Annotated in this window: 19 protein-coding genes; 8 read left to right on the top strand and 11 right to left on the bottom strand. The window is 72.8% G+C overall.

Features of this window, described 5'->3' with window-relative positions; translation table 11 throughout:
• Together E1285_RS19760 and E1285_RS19755 are read left to right on the top strand one after the other, a co-directional pair.
• Positions 1-714 (top strand): DUF4253 domain-containing protein (locus E1285_RS19760; RefSeq protein WP_207946679.1); only part of this gene is annotated, 714 nt, incomplete at its 5' end.
• Positions 705-1,862 carry a hypothetical protein gene (locus E1285_RS19755; RefSeq protein ID WP_243722917.1) on the top strand — a complete coding sequence of 386 codons (1,158 nt, stop codon included), beginning with the start codon at positions 705-707 and terminating at the stop codon, positions 1,860-1,862. The genes E1285_RS19760 and E1285_RS19755, both read left to right, overlap by 10 nt.
• Before the next feature lie 73 nt (positions 1,863-1,935).
• On the opposite strand, the gene E1285_RS19750 is transcribed toward E1285_RS19755, so the two are convergent.
• The 8 genes from E1285_RS19750 to E1285_RS19715 all read right to left on the bottom strand — a co-directional run bounded on the left by E1285_RS19750 (position 1,936) and on the right by E1285_RS19715 (position 11,384).
• Complete coding sequence (locus tag E1285_RS19750; RefSeq protein ID WP_132154153.1) at positions 1,936-3,900, bottom strand: ATP-binding SpoIIE family protein phosphatase; 1,965 nt, start codon at positions 3,898-3,900, stop codon at positions 1,936-1,938.
• Positions 3,901-4,003: 103 nt separating this feature from the next.
• Positions 4,004-4,777: an SDR family oxidoreductase gene (locus E1285_RS19745; RefSeq protein ID WP_132154151.1), complete on the bottom strand. Its 774-nt coding sequence runs from the start codon at positions 4,775-4,777 to the stop codon at positions 4,004-4,006.
• Positions 4,778-4,855: 78 nt separating this feature from the next.
• The gene (locus E1285_RS45675) at positions 4,856-5,716 is read right to left on the bottom strand and encodes a fused MFS/spermidine synthase (protein ID WP_165966675.1); all 861 of its coding nucleotides are present in this window, start codon (positions 5,714-5,716) and stop codon (positions 4,856-4,858) included.
• Between the two features lie 43 nt (positions 5,717-5,759).
• The gene (locus E1285_RS19735; protein ID WP_132154149.1) at positions 5,760-6,797 is read right to left on the bottom strand and encodes a dipeptide ABC transporter ATP-binding protein; all 1,038 of its coding nucleotides are present in this window, start codon (positions 6,795-6,797) and stop codon (positions 5,760-5,762) included.
• Entirely contained in the window at positions 6,781-7,803 is a 1,023-nt protein-coding gene (locus tag E1285_RS19730) for an ABC transporter ATP-binding protein (protein WP_243722916.1), read from the bottom strand. The genes E1285_RS19735 and E1285_RS19730 overlap by 17 nt, the downstream gene beginning before the upstream one ends.
• A gap of 76 nt (positions 7,804-7,879) precedes the next feature.
• On the bottom strand, positions 7,880-8,818 hold the full coding sequence (locus tag E1285_RS19725) for an ABC transporter permease (RefSeq protein WP_132154145.1): 939 nt from the start codon (positions 8,816-8,818) through the stop codon (positions 7,880-7,882).
• A gap of 13 nt (positions 8,819-8,831) precedes the next feature.
• On the bottom strand, positions 8,832-9,758 hold the full coding sequence (locus E1285_RS19720) for an ABC transporter permease (protein ID WP_132154143.1): 927 nt from the start codon (positions 9,756-9,758) through the stop codon (positions 8,832-8,834).
• Positions 9,759-9,764: 6 nt separating this feature from the next.
• Positions 9,765-11,384 carry an ABC transporter substrate-binding protein gene (locus E1285_RS19715; protein ID WP_132154141.1) on the bottom strand — a complete coding sequence of 540 codons (1,620 nt, stop codon included), beginning with the start codon at positions 11,382-11,384 and terminating at the stop codon, positions 9,765-9,767.
• Between the two features lie 235 nt (positions 11,385-11,619).
• Between E1285_RS19715 and E1285_RS19710 the strand changes: the two genes are divergently transcribed.
• The 4 genes from E1285_RS19710 (at position 11,620) to E1285_RS19695 (ending at position 15,833) form a co-directional block, all read left to right on the top strand.
• A complete protein-coding gene (locus tag E1285_RS19710) occupies positions 11,620-12,930 on the top strand; it encodes a M20/M25/M40 family metallo-hydrolase (protein WP_207946678.1) in 1,311 nt (436 codons plus the stop codon).
• Between the two features lie 33 nt (positions 12,931-12,963).
• Positions 12,964-13,932 (top strand): hypothetical protein, encoded by a 969-nt coding sequence (locus tag E1285_RS19705; protein ID WP_132154137.1) that lies wholly within the window; start codon positions 12,964-12,966, stop codon positions 13,930-13,932.
• 116 nt (positions 13,933-14,048) lie between these two features.
• Complete coding sequence (locus E1285_RS19700) at positions 14,049-15,071, top strand: MBL fold metallo-hydrolase (protein WP_243722915.1); 1,023 nt, start codon at positions 14,049-14,051, stop codon at positions 15,069-15,071.
• A gap of 123 nt (positions 15,072-15,194) precedes the next feature.
• A complete protein-coding gene (locus tag E1285_RS19695; RefSeq protein WP_132154133.1) occupies positions 15,195-15,833 on the top strand; it encodes a pyridoxamine 5'-phosphate oxidase family protein in 639 nt (212 codons plus the stop codon).
• 408 nt (positions 15,834-16,241) lie between these two features.
• Here the strand turns inward: E1285_RS19695 and E1285_RS19685 are convergent, their stop codons facing one another.
• Both E1285_RS19685 and E1285_RS19680 read right to left on the bottom strand, forming a co-directional pair.
• Positions 16,242-16,985, bottom strand: coding sequence for a hypothetical protein (locus E1285_RS19685; protein ID WP_132154129.1), 744 nt, complete (start codon positions 16,983-16,985; stop codon positions 16,242-16,244).
• A 191-nt stretch (positions 16,986-17,176) separates the two neighbouring features.
• On the bottom strand, positions 17,177-17,365 hold the full coding sequence (locus tag E1285_RS19680; RefSeq protein WP_132154126.1) for a DUF5302 domain-containing protein: 189 nt from the start codon (positions 17,363-17,365) through the stop codon (positions 17,177-17,179).
• 144 nt (positions 17,366-17,509) lie between these two features.
• Here E1285_RS19680 and E1285_RS19675 point away from each other — a divergent pair, with 144 nt between their 5' ends.
• Positions 17,510-18,934: a cytochrome P450 gene (locus E1285_RS19675; protein WP_207946677.1), complete on the top strand. Its 1,425-nt coding sequence runs from the start codon at positions 17,510-17,512 to the stop codon at positions 18,932-18,934.
• Between the two features lie 36 nt (positions 18,935-18,970).
• On the opposite strand, the gene E1285_RS19670 is transcribed toward E1285_RS19675, so the two are convergent.
• On the bottom strand, positions 18,971-19,327 hold the full coding sequence (locus E1285_RS19670) for a hypothetical protein (RefSeq protein WP_132154122.1): 357 nt from the start codon (positions 19,325-19,327) through the stop codon (positions 18,971-18,973).
• A gap of 103 nt (positions 19,328-19,430) precedes the next feature.
• Here E1285_RS19670 and E1285_RS19665 point away from each other — a divergent pair, with 103 nt between their 5' ends.
• Positions 19,431-19,838 (top strand): DUF2795 domain-containing protein, encoded by a 408-nt coding sequence (locus tag E1285_RS19665; RefSeq protein WP_132154120.1) that lies wholly within the window; start codon positions 19,431-19,433, stop codon positions 19,836-19,838.
• Positions 19,839-19,843: the final 5 nt, after the last annotated feature.

The raw sequence follows: 19,843 nt of genomic DNA, 5'->3' as shown, positions 1-19,843 counted from the left end.
GATCCCGGCTACCCGCAGCGGCGGCCGCTCCTGCGCCCCGCCTTCTGGCTGAGCGACGAGCCCGTCCGCGGGGAGCTGTGGCGCGACCTGCGGGCCGAGCACCACCGTTCGGGCCTCTGGCCGCTGCTGATGGACGAGACCGACCAGCCCTGGGCGTCCGGCCAGATCGCACCCGAGCCGGTGTCCGAGATCGGCAACTACCTTCCCCACGCGTTCATGGCCGAGGTGTGGGCCGACTGGGCGGAGCGGGCGGCCGAAGAGGACTACGACGACCTCGCCCCCTACGGGCGGCACTGCCCGGGACCCGCCCCGCCCGGCATCCCGGTCGACGACCCGGACGCCATGGCCGACCGGTACGCCCGCGTGCTCGCCCGCCGCGGCGTGCCGCTGGGCCTCGCCGCGGTGGAGCGGGGCGCCGACGCCCTGGCCGCCGCCGGCTGGCAGGGCGCCCTCAACCACAACGAGTGGACGGCGCCGCTCGCCGCCGTCCTGCGGAGCTGGGAGGACCGCTTCGGCGCCCGCGTCGTCGGGCTCGGCTTCAACACCCTGGAGCTCAGCGTCGCCGCGCCGCCGGTCACGGCCCGGCACGCCGTCCACGTCGCGGCCGAGCACTGGACGTTCTGCCCGGACATCCTTTTCCAGGGCCCAGGGACGCTCGCCGGCTACGCCGAGGAGATCCGCGGCAAGACCCACTGGACGTTCTGGTGGGACTGACCGCACGCCGCAGGGCGCTGGCCTCGACCGTCGCGGCGGCGATCGCGCTCACCCTGGCGGCCAACGTGACCGTCCTCGTCTCGGGGCATCTGGACGAGGAGCCCACCAAGGCGGAGGACCTGGTGTCGGTGGACCGGGGTTCGGCGCCCCGGGCCCCGGAGGTCGCGCCGCTGACCCGCCGCTACACGCCGCACCTGCTGGTCGCGGGGACGTCCCCGCTCCCGCCCGGGGCCGTCGAGCGCGCCAAGGACCTGAAGGGCGTCGCCGGGGTCACGGTCGTGGACGCCGCGCGCGCCAACGTCGGCGGACGCCGCATGGGCCTTCTCGGTGTGGACCCGTCGAAGTTCCGGGCGTTCGCGCCCAAGACGACGGCCGAGTCCGACCAGCTGTGGCGGACGATCGCGTCCGGCGGCCTGGCGCTGTCGTTCGAGCGGAGCCGCGAGGGGACGATGCCGCTCGGCGCGGTCGTCCCCGCGGGCGGCAGCGAGGGCGCGGGCCGCGTGCGCGTCGGCGCCTACGCCTCGATGGGCATCGGCGACATCGACGCCGTCGTGTCCCGCAGGCAGGCCAGGGCGCTCGGCATGCCGGACGGGAACGGCCTGGTCATCAGCGCCCCGAAGGCCGACGTGAAGAAGCTGTCGGCGCGGCTGAAGAAGGTCCTGCCCCGCGGCACGAAGGTGGCGGCGCTGACGGCGGCCCAGACCCCGCAGGAGAAGCCCGCCGAGCAGCGGGGAGGCCCCCGGGTCACCGGCCGCCCCGACGGGGTGGCGGGCGCGTCGAGCCCGATCACCGGCAACAGGATGACGCCCACGATGCGGGCCCTGGTGCTGGAGATCGCCAGGCTGTTCGGCCCGTTCCCGACGATCGGGTGCTACCGCTCCACCGCCGACGCGCAGGACCACGGCCACGGCCGCGCCTGCGACTTCATGGAGAGCACCGGCGGGCGGATGCCGAGCAAGAGCGCGCTGCGGCACGGCGACCAGGTCGCCGGATACCTCGTCGAGAACGCGCGGCGGCTCGGGGTCTCCTACGTCATCTGGAAGCAGCACATCTGGAACGTGCGAGGCGGCGGCTGGCGCCCGATGGAGGACCGCGGAAGCCTCACGCAGAACCACTACGACCACATACACGTCTCGGTGCTGCGCTGAGTCTCGGTGCTGCGCTGAGTCTCGATGCCGCGCTGACCCCGCGCCACCACCCGCGCCCCCAGGGGTCAGGGGGTCAGGGCAGTTCCTGCTCGCACCAGACGACCTTGCCGCCGATGGTGCGGCGCACGCCCCACCGCTGGGCCAGCCGCCCCACCACGTGCAGGCCCCGGCCCGTCTCGATCATGTCGTCCTCGTCGTCGTGGTGGATCCGGGGACGTCCGTCGGAGGAGTCGAAGACCTCGCAGACCAGGCCGCCCTCCCGCACCAGCCGCAGCGTGATCCGGCCGCCCGCGTGCCGGATCGCGTTGGTGACCAGCTCGGAGGCCAGCAGCATCGTCGAGTGGGCCATGTCCTCCAGGCCCCAGTGGGCGAGCCGGTCGCGGATGAGGCCGCGGGCGCGGCGGACGGCGGCGGGCTCGGCGGGCAGTTCCCAGGTGGCGTGGTGGTCGGCCGGGATGCGCGCCAGCCGGGCCACGAGCATCGCGATGTCGTCGCGGTGCTGGTCGTCGTAGACGCCGTCGAGCGCCGCCTGGCACAGGTCCTCCAGGGGGCGGGCGGCGGCTCCGGGCCCGAACGTCGCCTGCAGCCGCGCCAGCCCGTCGTCGATGTCGCGGGCCCGGTTCTCCACCAGCCCGTCGGTGTAGAGGAACAGCAGCGTCCCGTCCTCGACGGTGAACTCGCGGCTGACGATCGGGCCGTCGCCGCCGACGCCGAGCGGCGGAGCGGGCGGCACCGGCAGGTACCTCGAGTCGGCGCCGGGCGGGGCGAGCAGCGGCGGCAGGTGCCCCGCGCTGGCGACCTCGCACCGGCCGCTGACCGCGTCGTAGACGACGTAGGCGCAGGTGGCGAAGTGCGGCTCGCGCTCGCCGAGCGTGCGCATCAGCGAGTCGAGCCGTTCCAGGGCCTCGGCGGGCGGCAGTTCGAGCCCCGCGAGGGTGTGGATGGCGGTGCGGAGGCGCCCCATGGTGACGGCGGCCTTCACGCCGTGGCCGGCCACGTCCCCGACCACCAGCGCGACCCGCGCGCCGGGCAGCGCGATCGACTCGTACCAGTCGCCGCCGACCTCGATGAGGCGGCTGCCCGGCAGGTAGCGGTGGTGCACCTCGACCGGTGACGGCGCCGACAGCCCGGTCGGCAGGAGGCTCCGCTGGAGCGTGAGGGCGGTGGCCCGCTCGCGCGAGTACTGCCGGGCGCTCTCGACGAAGATGGACGCCCGGTTGGCGAACTCCATCCCGATCTCGACGTCGTAGGCGTCGAACGGGCGGTGCGCGACGTTGCGGGTGCAGGCGAAGAATCCGAGGACGCCCGCCGCGGACGTGATCGGCAGCAGCAGCATCGAGGCGCCCTTGAGCAGGTCGGCGACCGGCGGCCGGCGCCAGGCGGCCGCGAGATTCGCGGCGCCCTCGCCGCCGAGGGCGCGCAGCACCGGCTCGCCCGACTCCATGCACAGCGCGTGCGGCGTGCCCTCCGGGAAGACGAGCGACTCGCCGGTCGGGAACGTCGCGTCCCAGGCCGGATCGTCGTCGTCGAAACCGATCGCCATGCGGCGCATCTGCGGGCCGTCCGGGCCGTCCGGCGGCTCGTCGGCGTCGATGTGGCGCTCCAGCAGGAGCAGGGCGCCCGCGTTGCAGAAGTGCGGGATGAGCACGTCCATCAGGCCGCGCGCCAGCATCTCGAGGTCGAGGGTGGAGCCGATCCGCGGGAGCGCGTCGTCCAGCAGCGCCCGGCGGATCACCGCGGGGTCGACGAACCGGTCCGCGAGCGGCACCGGCACCCGGACGACGGCGAGCGCCACGACGTCGGGCGCGCCGCCGCTCATGGGGTGGACGGTGACGACCGCGTCGAGCATGCCGCCCTCCGGGTTGTCGACCGCGAGCATCGCGGTGCGCTCCCGTCCGGCCTTGACCGCCTCCAGCAGCGGCTCCCGCGCGCCGGGTATCACCTCGTCGAGGTCGGCGCCCTGCAGGTCATCGCCCCCCGGGGCCAGGACGGCGGCGGCGTTGCGGTCGAACTGGAGTATTCGACCCGACGAATCCATGCCGAGAATCAGAATTCGGGTGGACGACTCCATCGCTCGATTATGGGACATGGAGGCCCCGCGTGAGGCCTATACGGCCGGGGAATCCGGCCCGGGATCGAGTTCATGTTCGTGCATGGCGCTCGTCCAGGAATTGCCGCCAGGTCCGCTTCCCGACGGCGTGGCCGGGCGTCAGGTGGTGCCCGTCCCGGAATCCGCGGCCCGCCTTTCCCGGCAGTGGGAGCGGCAGGCGGACGGGCCTGTTCAGCCCCCGGGCCCGCAGGTACGCCTGGAGCATCTCCTCGGCGGTCAGGACCTCCGGGCCGCCCATGTCGTCGACCCGGCGCGCGGGCCCGCCCGCCAGCGCCAGCTGCGCGAGCCGCTCGGCCACCTCGCCGACCTCGATCGGCTGGTCGCGCAGGCCCTTCGGCATCGCGGCGACACCGGGGATCTTGGTGAGGACGTTGAAGACCATGTCCGGGAGGGTGTGGAACTGCGTGGTCCGCAGGATCGTGTACGGCAGCCCGGAACGCTCGATGAGCCGCTCCACCGCGTACTTGGTCCGGTAGTAGCTGTAGGGGATCTTGTCCACGCCCACGATCGAGATGTAGATCAGGTGCGGGGCGCCCTGCCGCCGCGCGGCCTCGATCAGCCGTTTCGCGGCGGGCAGGTCCCGCTTGGTGTGGAACGGGTCGCTGGCGCAGTGCACGATCGTCCCGGTGCCTTCGAGCGCCGCGTCGATGCCCTCGCCGGTGGACAGGTCGCCCTTGTGCCAGGTGACGCCGTCCTCCGGCTCCCTGGCGCGGCGGCTCAGCCCGTGCACGTCCGCCCCGGCCTCGGCCAGCAGGCGGGTGAGCGGCCGGCCGAGCGTGCCGCTCGCTCCGGTCACGACGATCATGTCTCCTCCTTCATCGGCCCTCTTCTCCGTCAGGATGGACTGGACGGGCTCCCCGGATGCGACATCCGGCGGGCGGCATCAGGACTTCCCGAAGGCCTGCGGCGGCGGGACCGGCGCGACGATCTCCTCGCCGTCGCGCAGCGGCGCGGCGCCCGCGCAGAACGCGGCGAGGTCGCCGCCCTCCAGCAGCCGGGCCCGGACCACGCCGCCCGCCGCGCGGCGGGTCAGGTCCGCGACCGGCAGCGCCTCGCGCGACCCGGCCACGATGAGGTTGCCGAACCGGCGGCCGCGCAGCACGCCCGGGTCGCCCATCAGCAGCGTGTGCCGGAACACCGACCGCACGGTCGCGGCGACCCGGCGCGCGAACGGCAGCCGGAACCCGTCGGCGACGTTGACCATGTAGACGCCGGGGGGCCGCAGCACCCGCGCGGCGTCCAGCACGAACTCGCGGGTCGCGAGTTCGGCCGGCATGGACGCCTCGGAGAACGCGTCCATCACGACGAGGTCGTCGGCCTCGTCGGCGAGCGCGGCGATGCCCGCCCGGCCGTCGGTGATCCGGATGCGCAGGCCCGCGATCCCCTTGACCGGGAGCTGCTCGCGGACGAGCCGCACCAGCTCCGCGTCCGGCTCCAGGACGATCTGCCGGGACCCGGGCCGGGTCGCGGCGATGTAGCGCGGCAGGGTGCAGCCGGCGCCGCCGACGTGGACGGCGTCGAACGCCTGGCCGTCCACGCCGAGGGAGTCGACCACGTCGCCCATCAGCCGCATGTACTCGAAGTCGAGGTAGGTGGGGTCGGACAGGTTCACGTACGACTGGGGGATGCCTCCGACGAGCAGCATCCAGCCGCCGTCGCGGTCGGCGTCCCGCAGCAGCTCGGCCTCGCCGCCGTCGATCCTGTAGACGTTCGCCCGGGGACCGTGCCTGCCCTTGCGCGCCATGGCACCCACCTTACGGAACGCCTCGCGAGGGGCCCGCGGAACGTCAGGTTTGCTCGGTGAGGGTCTCCTCCGCCGCGAAATGGCACGCGCTGGGGTGGGCGGAACCGTCCCGCGCCTCCAGGCCGGGTTCCCGCTCGGCGCACACGTCCCGCGCCTTCCAGCAGCGGGTCCGGAACCGGCAGCCGGACGGCGGATCCAGCGGCGACGGCGGCTCCCCCTCGAGACGGATCTGGCCGGACCAGCCGGGGGCGTCCGGGTCGGGCACGGGAACGGCCGACAGCAGCGCCTGCGTGTAGGGGTGCGTCGGGTGCTCGTAGATCTGGGTCTCGTCGCCGGTCTCGACGACCTTGCCCAGGTACATGACGGCGACGCGGTCGGAGATGTGGCGGACGGCGGCCAGGTCGTGCGCGATGAACACCTGCGCCAGGCCCAGCTCCCGGCGCAGCTCGGCGAGCAGGTTCATGACCTGCGCCTGGACGGAGACGTCCAGCGCGGACACGGGCTCGTCGCACACGAGCACGTCGGGGCGCAGCGCGAGGGCGCGGGCGATGCCGACGCGCTGGCGCTGCCCGCCGGAGAACTGGTGCGGGTAGCGGTCGACGTGGCCGGGGTCGAGGCCGACGAGCTCCAGCAGCTCCCGCACGCGCGCCCGCCGCTCCCCCTTCGGCGCCGCCTCCGGGTGGATCGCGAACGGCTCCCCCACGATGTCGCCGACCGTCATGCGGGGATTGAGGGACGAGTAGGGGTCCTGGAGGACGATCTGGATGCGGCGGCGCAGCGCCCGCAGCTCGCGTCTGGGCAGCGCGAAGATGTCGCGCCCGGCGAAGCGGACGGTGCCGGCCGTGGGGCGTTCGGCGGCGAGCAGCAGCCTGGCGAGCGTCGACTTGCCGCATCCGGACTCGCCGACGACGCCGAGGGTCTCGCCGCGGCGCAGTTCCAGGTCGACGCCGTCCACGGCCTTGACCTGCCCGACCGCGCGTCGGAGCACCACCCCGCGGGTCACCGGGTAGTGCTTGACGAGGCCGTCGGCCTCCAGGATGGGGCCGTCCTGGCGGGAAGCGCCCTCATTCGGGTCCGGCACCGTGGACCTCCTCGGCGAAATGGCATGCGGCGGTGTGGCCCGGCGCGACGGTGATCTGCGGCGGCGTCTCGGCCGCGCAGATCCCCTCAGCGCGGGGGCAGCGCGGCCGGAACGGGCAGCCGGACGGCAGCGCGGCGGGGTCGGGCGGCGCGCCCCTGATCGGGACGAGCGGCTCGCCGCGCCGGTCGAGCCGCGGCACCGACGCGAGCAGCCCGCGCGTGTAGGGGTGGGCGGGCCGCGCGTACAGCTCCCGGGCGGGCGCCTGCTCGGCGACCGACCCGGCGTACATGACGACGATCCGGTCGGCGACGCCCGCGACGACGCCGAGATCGTGGGTGATCAGGACCATGCCCATGCCCAGCTCGTCCTGGAGCGCGGCCAGCAGCCGCATGATCTGCGCCTGCACGGTCACGTCGAGGGCGGTGGTCGGCTCGTCGGCGATCAGCACGTCCGGCTCCAGGGCCAGCGCCATCGCGATCATGATGCGCTGCCGCATGCCGCCGGAGAACTGGTGCGGGTGGTCGCCGAGCCGCCGCGCCGCCGACGGGATGCGCACCCGGTCCATCATCTCGACGGCCCGGTCCCCGGCCTCCCGGCGGCCGAGCCCGCGGTGCACCCGGTACATCTCGCGGAGCTGGTCGCCGACGGTGAACACCGGGTTCAGCGCGGTCAGCGCGTCCTGGAAGATCATCGAGATGCGCTCGCCGCGGTACTCGCGGCGGCGCCGCTCGGGGAGGCCCAGCAGTTCCTCGCCGCGCAGCCGCACCGACCCGCGCTCGACGCGGGCGGGCGGGACGTCGAGGATGCCCATGACCGCCTGCGCCGCGACGCTCTTGCCCGACCCCGACTCGCCGAGGATCGCGACCGTCTCGCCGTCGGCGAGGGTGTAGGACAGCCCGTTCACCGCGCGCACGTCCCGGCCCCGGACCCGGAAGCGGACGTGCAGGTCGTCGACGGCCAGCAGCGGCTCGGCCGGGCGGGGCGCCGGAACCGGCTCGTCCTTCACGTTCGCTCGTCCTTCACGTTCGCCCGTCCTTCGTTCGCCCGTCCTTCGTTCGCCCATCCTTCGTTCGCTCGTCATCTCACCGCAGCTTCGGGTCGAGGGCGTCGCGGGCGGCGTCGCCGAGCATCAGGAAGCTCAGCACCGTGGCGGACAGGAACGCCGCGGGGAAGATCAGCAGGTGCGGGTGGCTCATGAACGCGTCCTTGGCCTGGCCGAGCTGGAGTCCCCAGGAGACCTGCGGGTACTGGAGCCCGACGCCGAGGAAGTCCAGCGTCGCCTCCCCCACGATGACGTTGCCGACGTTGAGGGTGGCGACCACGATCACCGGGGCCATCGCGTTCGGCAGGATGTGCCGCGTCATGACCCGGCGGTCGGACGCGCCGAGCAGCCGCGCGGCCTGCACGTAGTCGGCGTCGCGGACCGAGATGACCTGGCCCCTCATGATCCGGATCATCGTCGTCCAGCCGAGCAGGACCAGCACCAGCGTCATCGCGGCGACGCCGCGCCCCGGGAAGGCGACGAGGATCACCGTGCCGCCCAGCACGAACGGCAGCCCGAAGAAAACGTCGGTGATCCGGGCGATCACCGCGTCCAGGATCCCGCCGTAGTAGCCCGCGATCATCCCGAACACCATCGCGATCAGCAGCGCGAACAGCGTGACCGCGACGCCGATCACCAGCGTGGGGCGGGCGCCGTGCACGACGTGCGCGTAGTAGTCGCAGCCCGCGAGGTCGGTGCCGAACCAGTGCTCGCCGGACGGGCCGAGCTTGGACAGGTTCGGGTCGCAGCCCTCGTTGGCCGCCGTCCCGGTGAACAGGCCCGGGAAGGCCGCCATCGCCGCCACCACGGCGAGGATCGACACCGATCCCCAGAAGACCCAGCGGCGCCGCAGGTCGCGCCACGCGTCGCCCCACAGCGACGCCCCGCCGGCCTCGCCGCCGGGGCCGGCGCCGCCGATCTCGCCGCCCGCGACCGCGACGGCTCCGGCGGTCCCGGTGTCCGGTTCCCTGGTCGTCATCGCCGCCGGCCCCCTACTCGTACCTGATCCGCGGGTCGAGCACCCCGTACAGCAGGTCCACGATCAGGTTGACCAGCAGGAAGATCAGCACCAGTACCGTGACCGCGCCGACCACGACGGGCCCCTCCTTGAGCTGGATCGACTGGAACACCTGCTGCCCCACGCCGGGCAGGTTGAAGATTCCCTCGGTCACGATCGCGCCGCCCATCAGGTTGCCGAAGTCGACGCCGAGGTAGGTCACGACCGGGATCAGCGAGTTGCGCAGCGTGTGCCTGCCGATGACCCGGGCCTTCGACAGCCCCTTGGCCCTGGCCGTGCGGACGTAGTCGGCGCGCAGGTTCTCCGACAGGCTCGTCCGGGTCAGCCGCGCGACGTACGACAGGCCGAGCGAGCCGAGGACGATTCCGGGCAGCAGGTAGCTCAGCGGCCACCCGTCGTCCGTCCCGGCCGTGGGGAAGATCTGCCAGTGCAGGCCGAACACGATCTGCGCGATGTAGCCGAGCACGAACACCGGCACCGCGATCACCAGGGTCGTCCCGCCGAGGACCAGGGTGTCGGCGAGCCTGCCGCGCCGCAGGCCCGCCCACACGCCGAGCGCGATGCCGATGACCAGCTCGAAGATCCAGGCGGTGAGCGCGAGCCGCGCGGTCACCGCCCAGCGTCCGGACAGCATCTCCGACACGCTTTGGCCGGTGTAGTTCTCGCCCAGGTCGCCCTGGGCGAGACCCCACATGTACTTCGCGTACTGCACCAGCAGCGGGTCGTTCAGGTTGTACCGGTCCCGGAGCTCCTGGAGGACGTTGTCCGGGACCGGCTTGTCACCGGCGAGCGCCTGGATCGGATCGCCCGGCAGCGCGAACACCATCGCGTAGATGAGCAGCGTGGTGCCGAAGAAGACCGGGACCGCCTGCAGGAGCCGCCGGGCGGCGAAACGCCACATCGTCGGCTACTTCACCGTCACTTCGGTGGCGAGCAGGCCCGTCGAGTACGGCGTGATGGTGACGTTCTCGACGTTATCGGAGCGTCCGCCCTGGCGGGCCCACGTCCACAGCGGGATCATCGGCATCTCCTGGATGGCGATGTCCTCGGCCTGGTTGTAGAGCTTGATGGCCTCCTGCTGGTCGGCCGTCCGGTTCGCCTTGGCGATGAGGTCGTCGAACTCCTCGTTCTTCCAGCCCATGCGGTTGTCGCTGGAGCCCCACATGTTCTCCAGGTAGTTCTGGGCGCTCGGGTAGTCGGCCTCCCAGTTCTGCCGGTACGGGCCCTTCTCCTCGCGGGCCCGCAGCATGGAGAAGTAGTCGGACGCGGGGACCTGCCTGAACTGGATGTCCTGGATGCCGAGATTGTCGCGCAGGGAGTTCGCGACGATCCGCATCCACTGCGCGTAGGTGGGCTGGGCGTTGGAGAAGTACAGCTCCATCGTCCCCTCGAACCCGCCGGCCTTGTCGAACAGCTGCTTCGCCTTGCCCGGGTCGTAGGTGCACAGCTCGCCGCAGGCGTTGTCGCGGTGCCCGTCGATGATGGACGGGAGCAGCGAGTCGGCGGGGAAGTACTCGCCGTTGTAGACCGCCTTGTTGATGCCCTCCCGGTCGATGACCATCGAGATGGCCCGGCGCAGGTCGGGGTCGGCGAACCGCTTGTCGAACAGGGGGAAGCCCAGGTAGTCGATCGTGCCCATCTCGCCCGTGATGAACCGGTCCCCCAGCACCTGCTCGGCCTCGGGCACCTTGCCGGACGGGATGGTCTGGAGCACGTCGATCCGGCCGGCCCGCAGGTCGGTGTAGGCGGTGTCGGCGCTGGAATAGCTCTTCCAGGTCACGCCCTTGTTCTTGGGCTTGCGCGGCCCGGTGTAGCCGGGGAAGGCGACGAGCTTGATCTGCTTGTTGCGCTCCCAGTTCCCGTCCATCATGTACGGGCCGTTGCCGATCGGGTGGTCGTCGAACGCCTTGGGGTCCTTGAGCCCGGCCTTCGGCATCGGCGCGTAGGCCGGGTAGGTGAGCAGCAGCGGGAACTGGCTGAACGGCGCGTTCAGCGTGACCTTGAGCGTGTTCTGGCCGGTGACCTCGATCCCGGACAGCGTGTCGGCCTCCGGCTTCGCGTTCTCGTCCTCGGGGTTCAGCGCCTCGTACCCCTCGATGTAGGAGAAGTAGTCGTTGGCGCTCATGCCGTTCGGCCCGTAGGCGGCGTGGTTCCAGGCGTCCGCGAAGCTCTGCGCGGTCACCGGCTCGCCGTTGTGGAACTTCCGCCCCGGCTTCACCTCGACCGTCCAGGCCTTCTGGTCGTCGGAGGTGACCGACTCGGCGGCCTGCGGGACGGCCTTCCCGTTCCGGTCGAGGGTCATCAGGTTGTCGAACAGCCCGCTGATCACGTCGAAGGAGTAGCTGCTCGTCGTGTTGGCGGGCATCAGGTGGTCGGGCTCGGAATGACCCACGGTGAACGTGCCGTCGCTCGCCCCGGCGCTGTCGCCACCGCAGGCCGACAGGCCGAGCGACGCGGCCAGCGCCACCGCGGCGAGGCCCGCGACCTTCCCGCGGCCCCTCCTTCCGGCACCCCTCTGGCTTGCCATGGTCCTCCTCGCCCCGTCGCAGCTTCGCGCCGCGAGTGCTTGGCCACCCGCCGCACCTAGATTGCTCGCAGGGTCGTACTCGCGGTGACGGTTTGGGTACGGCGCTCACCGAGTCGAGACCGGATCGAGACATCTTGATCAGCGTTGACAGAGGTCAGCGAGGGAGGAAAATGAAGGTTTGTTACAGAAGGGGCTTCCTGGATCGAGCCTGGATCGAGCCTGAATGAGACCTGGAATGAGAGTGCGCGACGATCCCGCCGGCGCCGAGGCGGCGGCGATATGTGCCGACCTCATCCGCTTCGACACGACGAACCGGGGCGAGGGCGTGGCCCGCCCGGAACGTCCGGCCGCCGAGCACGTCGCCGCGCTGCTGGACGAGGCGGGCGCCGAGCCGCGGATCGTCGAGTCCGCGCCGGGCCGCGCCAGCGTGCTGGCCCGCCTGCCGGGCACCGACCCCGCGCACCCCGCCTTCCTGATCCACGGGCACCTGGACGTGGTGCCGGCCGACGCGTCCGAGTGGACCGTCCCGCCGTTCTCGGGCGAGGTCGAGGGCGGGTGCGTGTGGGGGCGCGGCGCGGTCGACATGAAGGGCAGCGTGGCGATGACCCTCGCCACCGTCCGGCGGCGGCTGCGCGAGGGGCGCCGGACGCGCGGCGACCTCGTGCTGGCGTTCCTCGCCGACGAGGAGTGCACCGGCGACCACGGATCCCGCTACGTCGCGCGCGAGCACCGGGACTTCTTCGAGGGCTGCACCGAGGCGATCAGCGAGTCCGGCGGGTTCAGCGTGGACGCGGGCGGCACGCGCGTCTACCCGATCGCGACCGGCGAGCGCGGCACGGCCTGGATGAGGCTGACGGCGCGCGGCACCCCCGGGCACGGGTCCAAGCCCGCGCCCCGCAACGCCGTCGCCGAGATCGCGCACGCGGTGTCCCGGCTGGCCTCGCACGAGTGGCCGGTCCGGCTGACCCCGGGCGTCCGGGCCCTGCTGGACGGTCTCGGGGACGCCCTCGGCACCGCCATCGACCACGACCGGCTGGACGAGGAGGCCGCCCGCCTCGGGGGCGTCGGCAGGCTGTTCGCCGGGACGATCCGCAACTCGGCCAACCCGACCCGGCTCGACGCCGGCTACAAGGTCAACGTCGTGCCGGGCACGGCGACCGCGCAGGTCGACGGCCGCTACCTCCCGGGCACCGGCGAGGAGTTCCTCGCCACGGTCGACCGGCTCCTCGGCCCGGAGGTCACCCGCGAGTTCATCAACCACGAGGAGGCCCCGGCCGCCGACCCGGCGGGCCCCACGTTCGCCGCGCTCGCCGGTGCGCTCCGCGCCGAGGACCCGTCCGCCCGTCCCGTCCCGTACGTGATGGCGGGCGGCACCGACGCCAAGGCGTTCAACGGGATCGGCATCAGCAGCTTCGGTTTCGCGCCGCTGCTGCTCGGGCCGGACCTGGACTACCTCGGCATGTTCCACGGCGTCGACGAGCGGGTCCCCCTGGACGGCCTGGCCTTCGGGACCCGCGTCCTGGACCGCTTCCTCGACACCCGCTGAGGCGGGCCCGGGGGTAGCGGGTAGGGATCAGGCGTGGACTTCTCCAGTGCGGCCGATGAGCTCTACGGCGTCCAGCCGTCCGACTTCGTGGCGACCAGGAAGCGGCTGGCCCAGGACGCGAAGTCGGCGGGCGACGGGCGGCTCGCCAAACGGATCGGCGCGCTGCGGCGCCCGACGCTGTCGGCGTGGGCGGTGAATCTCCTCGCCCGCTCGGCCGCCGGCGACCTGGGGCGGCTGCTGGACGTCGGGGACGAGATCCGCTCGGCGTGGACCTCGGGCGGCGGGCTCGGGGACCTGGAGCAGCGCCGGGCCCGCCTCGTCGGCTCCCTGGTCCGCGCCGCGGGCGACCTCGCCGCGCAAGCCGGTAATCCGCTGCGCGAGCAGGCCGTCCGCGAGGTGGAGGACACCCTCCAGGCCGCCACCGTGGACGCGGGCATCGCCGGGGAGGTGCGCGAGGGGCGGCTGTCACAGCCGCGCAGCCACACGGGTTTCGTCCCGGCCGGATTCCCCCTGGCCCCGGAGGACGGGGAGCGGCCCGCCGAGCCGAGGACCGGGGGGAAGCCGGCCGCCGAGGAGGGGGAGCCCCCCGGCGAGGAGCCCGCGAAAGAGAAGGAGCCCGCGAAAGAGAAGGAATCCGCGAAAAAGAAGGAGTCCGCGAAGGGGAAGGAGCGCGGGCGGGCGAGGTCGAACGTCACGCGGACGAGCGCGGCGCGGGCGCGGCGGGCGGAGACCCTGCACAGGCGCGCCGAAGAGGCGGACCGCAAGCTCGCCGAGCGCGCGGAGCGGGCCGGGGCGGCGAAAAGGGACGCCGAGGAGGCGTCCGCCGCGGTGGGACGGCTCCGGCACGAGCTGGAACGGGCCGTCGCCGAGCGCGACGCGGCGGCGCGGCGGGCGGATCGCGCCGAGCAGAACCGCTCGCGGGCCGAGGAAACGGCGCGGGAGGCCCGCAAGGCCGCGCAGGACGCGCGCCGGGCCGCCGACCGGGACGCGCGGCACAGGTGATCCATCCCACCACCCCGGGACCGGACCGGACGTCGAGCATGAAGTACGTTCGAGTAGAACCGGATTCGAGAATTTGCAAGATCAGTATGAGGGGGCGCACGGTGACGGCACCGGTCGTGGAACAGCCGACTGACTGGACCGAACCCGGCGCACACCTCGTGGCGCCCGGGGTGCACCGGATCCCCCTGGCGCTCCCGATCCCGTCGCTGCACGCGGTCAACGTGTACGTCATCGAGGACTCCGACGGCATCGTCGTCGTCGACTCCGGCTGGGCGATGCCCGACACGCGGACGTCCCTGGAACGCGCCCTCCGGGCCCTCGGCCACGGGCTGGACGACGTCGCGCAGTTCCTCGTCACCCACGCGCACTGGGACCACTACTCGCAGGCCCTCGTGCTGCGCGAGGCGTTCGGGACGCGGGTGCGGATCGGGCGCGGCGAGCAGAAGTCGATCGAGGCGTTCGACGTCGGCGCGGGCCTGCACCCGAGGCAGGTCGAGCTGCTGCGCCGCTGCGGCGCGGGCGCCCTCGCCGACGAGATCGCGGGAGCGCCGGTCGACCGGTCCGAGCAGGACGTCCTGTACACCCGGCCGGACGGCTGGCTGGACGACGGGGAGCGCATCGGCCTGCCCGGACGGGGCCTGGACGTGTTCGCCACGCCGGGCCACACGCGCGGCCACATCGTCCTGCGGGACGCGGCCGCCGGGCTGCTGTTCGCCGGCGACCACATCCTGCCGCACATCACGCCGTCGATCGGGCTGGAGACCGAGCCGGAGCCCAAGCCGCTGCGCAGCTACCTGGAGTCGCTGCGGCTGGTCCGCGGCATGCCCGACACGCTGCTGCTGCCCGCGCACGGCCCGGTGACGCCGAGCGTGCACACCAGGATCGACGAGCTGCTGGAGCACCACGCCGAGCGCCTCGACGAGGCCGCCGCCCAGGTCCGCGCGGGCCGCGCGACGGCCTACGAGGTCGCGGCCGCCATGCCCTGGACGCGCCGCAGGCGCGCGCTCGACGACCTTGACGCCTTCAGCCGGATGCTGGCCGTCCTGGAGATCGACGCGCACCTCGACGTCCTGGCCGATCGGGGCGTCCTGGACTTCCATGACGAGGCCGGGGTCCGCAGCTACGCCGCGAGGAGCTGAACCGGGGGGAACTGACCGGGGAAGAGCCGACCCGGCTCCGGATCAGGCGGCGCACCCGGCCATACCGGGGCGAAATAGGCCCGGTTAGGCTGATCTTCCGGTTCCCTCCCGGAAGGAACGCCGATGACGCTCGCCCCCGAGTCCGCCACGATCACCTCCCCGGAAGAACTGCGCGAGCTCCTCGGCGCGCCGATGCCGCGCGCCGTCGCCAAGGAGCGCGTCACGCTGCACGCATGGGACCGTGAATGGCTCGCGCGCTCACCGTTCTGCCTGATCTCCACCAGTGACGCGGCCGGCGACTGCGACGTCTCCCCCAAGGGCGACCCGCCCGGGTTCGCGCACGTCGTCGACGACACGACGATCGCCATCCCGGACCGTCCCGGCAACCGCCGCGCCGACGGGTTCCTGAACATCCTGAGCAACCCGCACGTCGGGCTGCTGTTCCTCGTTCCCGGGCGCGGGGAGACGCTGCGGATCAACGGCCGGGCCCGGCTCGTCCGGGACGCGCCGTTCTTCGACGAGCTGATCGTCAAGGGGCACCGCCCGGCGCTCGCGCTGGTCGTGGACATCGAGCAGATCTTCTTCCACTGCGCGAAGGCGCTCATGCGCTCGAAGCTCTGGAAGCCTGAAACCTGGGAGCCGGACGCACTGCCCTCGCACGCCCGCATCATCGGCGACCTCCGGTACGCGAAGGAGAGCGTGGAGGACCTGGAGCGGTACTACTGCGAGGCCAACTACGAGAAGCAGTTGTACAAGAGCTGATGCGGACAGGCCACGGAGGGGTTCGCAACAATTGTCTTGCAAGTGAGCAAGAGAGGGCACAGGTGGACATGAGCGCCGCTCGAATCGGCTGGATTTGAGACACAGGCTCGACATCCTGATAGCGTTCGCTCGTGATCTGGGACGCCGGGGACGGCGCCAGTGTGCAGGGCCCCCGTTCCGCCGGAGAGATGGTCCGGGGCCTCCCCGTCGCTGTTGGCCGTGCCCCCTTGGCCAGGTCGTGCAGGGAACCGGCCTCCCGGGATCGGACCACGCACACGATGCGTGTCGCCGCCCCGGGGTCGAGTACGCCGGGGACCAGTGCACCCAAGACCGTTCGGGGTGCGCGGCTGAGCCGATCACTCCCGCTCAGTCGGTAGGAACGGTTCCAGTAGTCGTCGTACCGACGTCTCATAAGGGCGCGTACTCGCACCGGTTTCCGCTCTCGGTGCACGCGTGGACGGAATAACGGAATAGTCGCCTGTCCCCCTGGAGACGAGGGGACAGGCCGCGGCGGGACGGCAGCGCGACGAAGTGGTCCCGCTCGGTGATGACGTGGCCGTTCGCGGTCGTCCCGCCGACCAGGCCCTCGCGTGTCGCGAAGACCCGGTAGGCGGCGGCCGCCGCCGCCGACGCGCGCGGCGCCCGCACCCGGCCGGCGGTGAGCTCCACGCCCGAGACCGCGGGGGCGGGGGCGCCGGCCTTCTGCGCGAGCACGATCCGCACCTGGATCCGCGTGGACGCGGACGGCAGCGCCGACCCGGCCGGGTGCCACTCGGTCCAGGAGCCGCCGCGCCACGCCCTGACGTCCACCGCGACCGATCCGCCGCCGTTCACCCGCGCCTGGACGCGGTCGGCCGGCTCGGGGAGGTCCTTCGGCGCGAGCAGGAGCTGTCCGGTGGCCTGGGCGTCGTGCAGGGCGGCAGGGCCGGTGCGAAGGGAGCCGAGCCGCAGGGCCCGGCCGTCGTGGCGGACGTTGACGTCGTCGCCGCCGATCGCGGTGAGGTCCGGTGACCATCGCGGGGCGGTGCCCGTGGTGGTACCCGTGGTGAGGCCCGTGGTGGTGCCCGCGGCGGCGGGCGCGGCGGCGGTGATCACGCCGGCGGCGGTGAGGGCGAGGAGACCTGCGGGTCTCCGGCCGATTCTTGGGAGCATGCCCACGAGGGTGAGCTTAGGGTCCGCGCCCCGCAATGGTTGATCATGACCAAAGGGACCGCCCCGATTTCGGCGGTAATGCGAGGCGTCCTGGTCAACCACCGGCACGTCGACCACCGGCTGGTCGACCACCGGCCGGATGGCGCGACCCCCGCGCCTTCCGCGCGGGGGTCAAGGACCGTGCGGCGCCGTCAGCCGCTCTTGCGGCGGAACTGCCGCTGGTGATCGGCGCGGTCGTGCTTTCCGCGCACCTTCGAGCCGCTTCTGCCGGAATCGCCGGTGTTCTTGCCCGCCGCTCCGCGCTTGCGCTCCAGGGCCTCCCGGAACTTGCGCTTCACGTCGTCCTCGCCGTCCTCTGGTTCTCCTGCCGAGTCGGCCATGCGGACCTCCAGCTCTCTTAGGGGCACTCCCAGCCTCACATACCCGGTGACGAGGGGTCACGTGCGCCCCGCCCCGAAGATCATCCAGGGAGATTTCACCATCAACCGGTCGGCACGGAACGATCTCTCCTAAAGTCTATGCCCGTGGAGCCCCAGACGCCGCAGGCAGAATCCGCGCCCGCCCACCCGCCGCTGGAGTCGCTCGCCGTCCAGCCGCTGGTGAACCGCGACTACGAGTCCCGTCCCGCCGTGTTCTACCAGCGGCTGCGCACCGAGTACGGACCGGTCGCGCCCGTGGACGTCCTCGGGGTGCCGACGTGGCTCGTCATCGGCTACCCCCAGACGCTCGACATCCTGCGCGACACGCGGGGGATCTGGAGCAAGCGGCTCGACTCCTGGCGGGCGCGCCGGGAGGGCCGCGTCCCGGCCGACTGGCCGCTGCTGCCGGCATTCGAGGTCGACAACTCGGTGTTCCGCGACGGCGCCGAGCTCACCCGGCTGCGCGGCGCGTGGAGCGAGGGTCTGCGCCCGTTCCAGGACCGCACGCGGACGCAGGCCAAGGAGCTGGAACGCGACATCAGGCGGTACGCCGACGAGCTGATCACGGTGCTGTCGGAGAGCGGCGGCCGCACCGGCTGGACCGACCTGTCGGCGCAGTACGCCCGGCCGCTGCCGCTGATGATCGTGAACCGGCTGCTCGGCGCCCAGTCCGGCCGCGGCGACGAGATCATCATGGACATGTGGCGGATGCTGGACGCCGGGCCGGACGCCGCCGAGGCCGCGTTGCGGGTGTCCACCGAGGTCGCCGGCGTCTGCGCGGCCAAGATGACCTCCCCCGGCGAGGATCTCCCGTCGTACATGCTCGCCGCCGTGCCCGATCTGACCGTGGACGAGCTCACCCGTGAGATGACCATGCTGATCGGGCTGGTCGGCGACTACACCGGGACGCTGACCTGCAACACGATCGCCGAGGTGATCGTCGGGGAGGCCGGGGTCCGCGACAGCATCTCCGCCGGAATGCTGCCGGAGGCGGTCAACCGGGCCGCGATCATCAGCCCGCCGATGGCCAACCTGACGTTCCGGTGGCCGAAGACCGACGTGCGCGTCGGCCGGTTCCTGATCGCCGCCGGCGACCCGGTCATGCTCTCGCCCGCCGCCGCGCACCTGGACCCGGCGTTCACCGGCGGCATGGACCCCGACGCGATCTACAGCTCCCGCGCGCACCTGGCCTGGGGCGCCGGGCCGCACGCCTGCATCGGCCGCGACCTGGCCACGACGATCACCACGATCGCGGTGGAGCGGCTGTTCGAGCGGTTCTCCGCGCTGCGGCTCGCGCTGCCCGCCGACCAGCTTCCCTGGCGGTCGTCCCCCATGATGCGCGGGCTGCGGTCGCTGCCGGTCAACTACGAGCTGGCCGGGGATCCGCCGGAGCCGACGCCCGCGCCCGCCGAGGCGGAGGCGGCGCCCGGGCAGGACGCCTCGGCCGAGACCGAGTCGAGGTCGCTGGTCAGGCGCGTCCTTCGGATGATGCGCCGGTCCCAGTCCCCCCAGTCCCCGCCCCAGCCCTGACGCGGGCGCGGTCGGGGCCGCGCGTCGTGACGGCGATCAGGGGGCGCCGATGCCGTCCAGTTCCACGGTCCACACGCCGTCCATGACCTCGGAGAGCGTGAGGCGCAGCCGCAGGGCGGAGCGTCCCTCCTGCGCCGTCCACAGCGGGAACGCGACGCGGAAGGCGCGCCCGCCTTCGGCGGTCTCGGTCTGCTCGGCGCCGGTCACCCCGATGTCGCGGAAGGCCTCCTCGGGAGGGCTGATCAGATCGAGTCCATGCCCCTCGATCGCGCCGGCCATGTCCGACGCGCTGAGCCGGCATCCCTCGGTCAGCGTCTCCAGTTCCGCGTAGTCGCCTCCGACCAGCAGGGCGACCACGACCCGGACGGCGTTCACGCCCTCCTGCGGCAGCATGCGCCACACCGTACCGCGCCCGCCCCGCCAGGACGGCCCATGTTTGGGCACGTCCTTCCGGGAACGCTCTCCCCATACGCGCGCAGGGAGGACGAACCAAACGATGCCAGACAAGAGCGATAAGCACGGCGCGAAGCTGGACGACGAGATCGACCGCGAGACGCACGGCATGGTCAGCGGCGGTCACCCCACGCGCGCCGACGAGTTCAGGGAGACCGAGCCCTACTCCGACGACCATCCGGGAGACCCGGCCGAGTCGGTCGCCGGCGAGCGCGAGGGCTCCCCGCCCGGCATGAGCGCGCAGGACGTCGAGGGGCGCAGCGCCCTCGCCCGGATGCTCACCGGCGTCCGGTACCCGGCGCGGCCGAACGAGCTCGTCCGGCACGCGGCCGAGGGCGGCGCGCCGGACGAGGCGGTCGAGGCCCTCCGGTCACTGCCCCGGCGCGAGTACGAGAACGTCGCCGACGTCGCCGAAGAACTCGGCTACGGCCGCGAGGAACGCCGCTACTGACCCGC

The organism is Actinomadura sp. 7K507, assembly GCF_004348425.1.
Lineage (GTDB): Bacteria > Actinomycetota > Actinomycetes > Streptosporangiales > Streptosporangiaceae > Spirillospora.
Note: the sequence above shows the minus strand (reverse complement) of the source record. Positions and strands in the feature narration are given on the sequence as shown.

Coding starts and splice junctions, on each gene's coding strand:
- E1285_RS19750 (WP_132154153.1), bottom strand. CDS start 3,900: ATGGATTCGTCGGGTCGAATACTCCAGTTCGACCGCAACGCCGCCGCC.
- E1285_RS19745 (WP_132154151.1), bottom strand. CDS start 4,777: ATGATCGTCGTGACCGGAGCGAGCGGCACGCTCGGCCGGCCGCTCACC.
- E1285_RS45675 (WP_165966675.1), bottom strand. CDS start 5,716: ATGGCGCGCAAGGGCAGGCACGGTCCCCGGGCGAACGTCTACAGGATC.
- E1285_RS19725 (WP_132154145.1), bottom strand. CDS start 8,818: ATGACGACCAGGGAACCGGACACCGGGACCGCCGGAGCCGTCGCGGTC.
- E1285_RS19720 (WP_132154143.1), bottom strand. CDS start 9,758: ATGTGGCGTTTCGCCGCCCGGCGGCTCCTGCAGGCGGTCCCGGTCTTC.
- E1285_RS19715 (WP_132154141.1), bottom strand. CDS start 11,384: ATGGCAAGCCAGAGGGGTGCCGGAAGGAGGGGCCGCGGGAAGGTCGCG.
- E1285_RS19710 (WP_207946678.1), top strand. CDS start 11,620: ATGAGAGTGCGCGACGATCCCGCCGGCGCCGAGGCGGCGGCGATATGT.
- E1285_RS19695 (WP_132154133.1), top strand. CDS start 15,195: ATGACGCTCGCCCCCGAGTCCGCCACGATCACCTCCCCGGAAGAACTG.
- E1285_RS19685 (WP_132154129.1), bottom strand. CDS start 16,985: ATGCTCCCAAGAATCGGCCGGAGACCCGCAGGTCTCCTCGCCCTCACC.
- E1285_RS19680 (WP_132154126.1), bottom strand. CDS start 17,365: ATGGCCGACTCGGCAGGAGAACCAGAGGACGGCGAGGACGACGTGAAG.
- E1285_RS19670 (WP_132154122.1), bottom strand. CDS start 19,327: ATGCTGCCGCAGGAGGGCGTGAACGCCGTCCGGGTCGTGGTCGCCCTG.
- E1285_RS19665 (WP_132154120.1), top strand. CDS start 19,431: ATGCCAGACAAGAGCGATAAGCACGGCGCGAAGCTGGACGACGAGATC.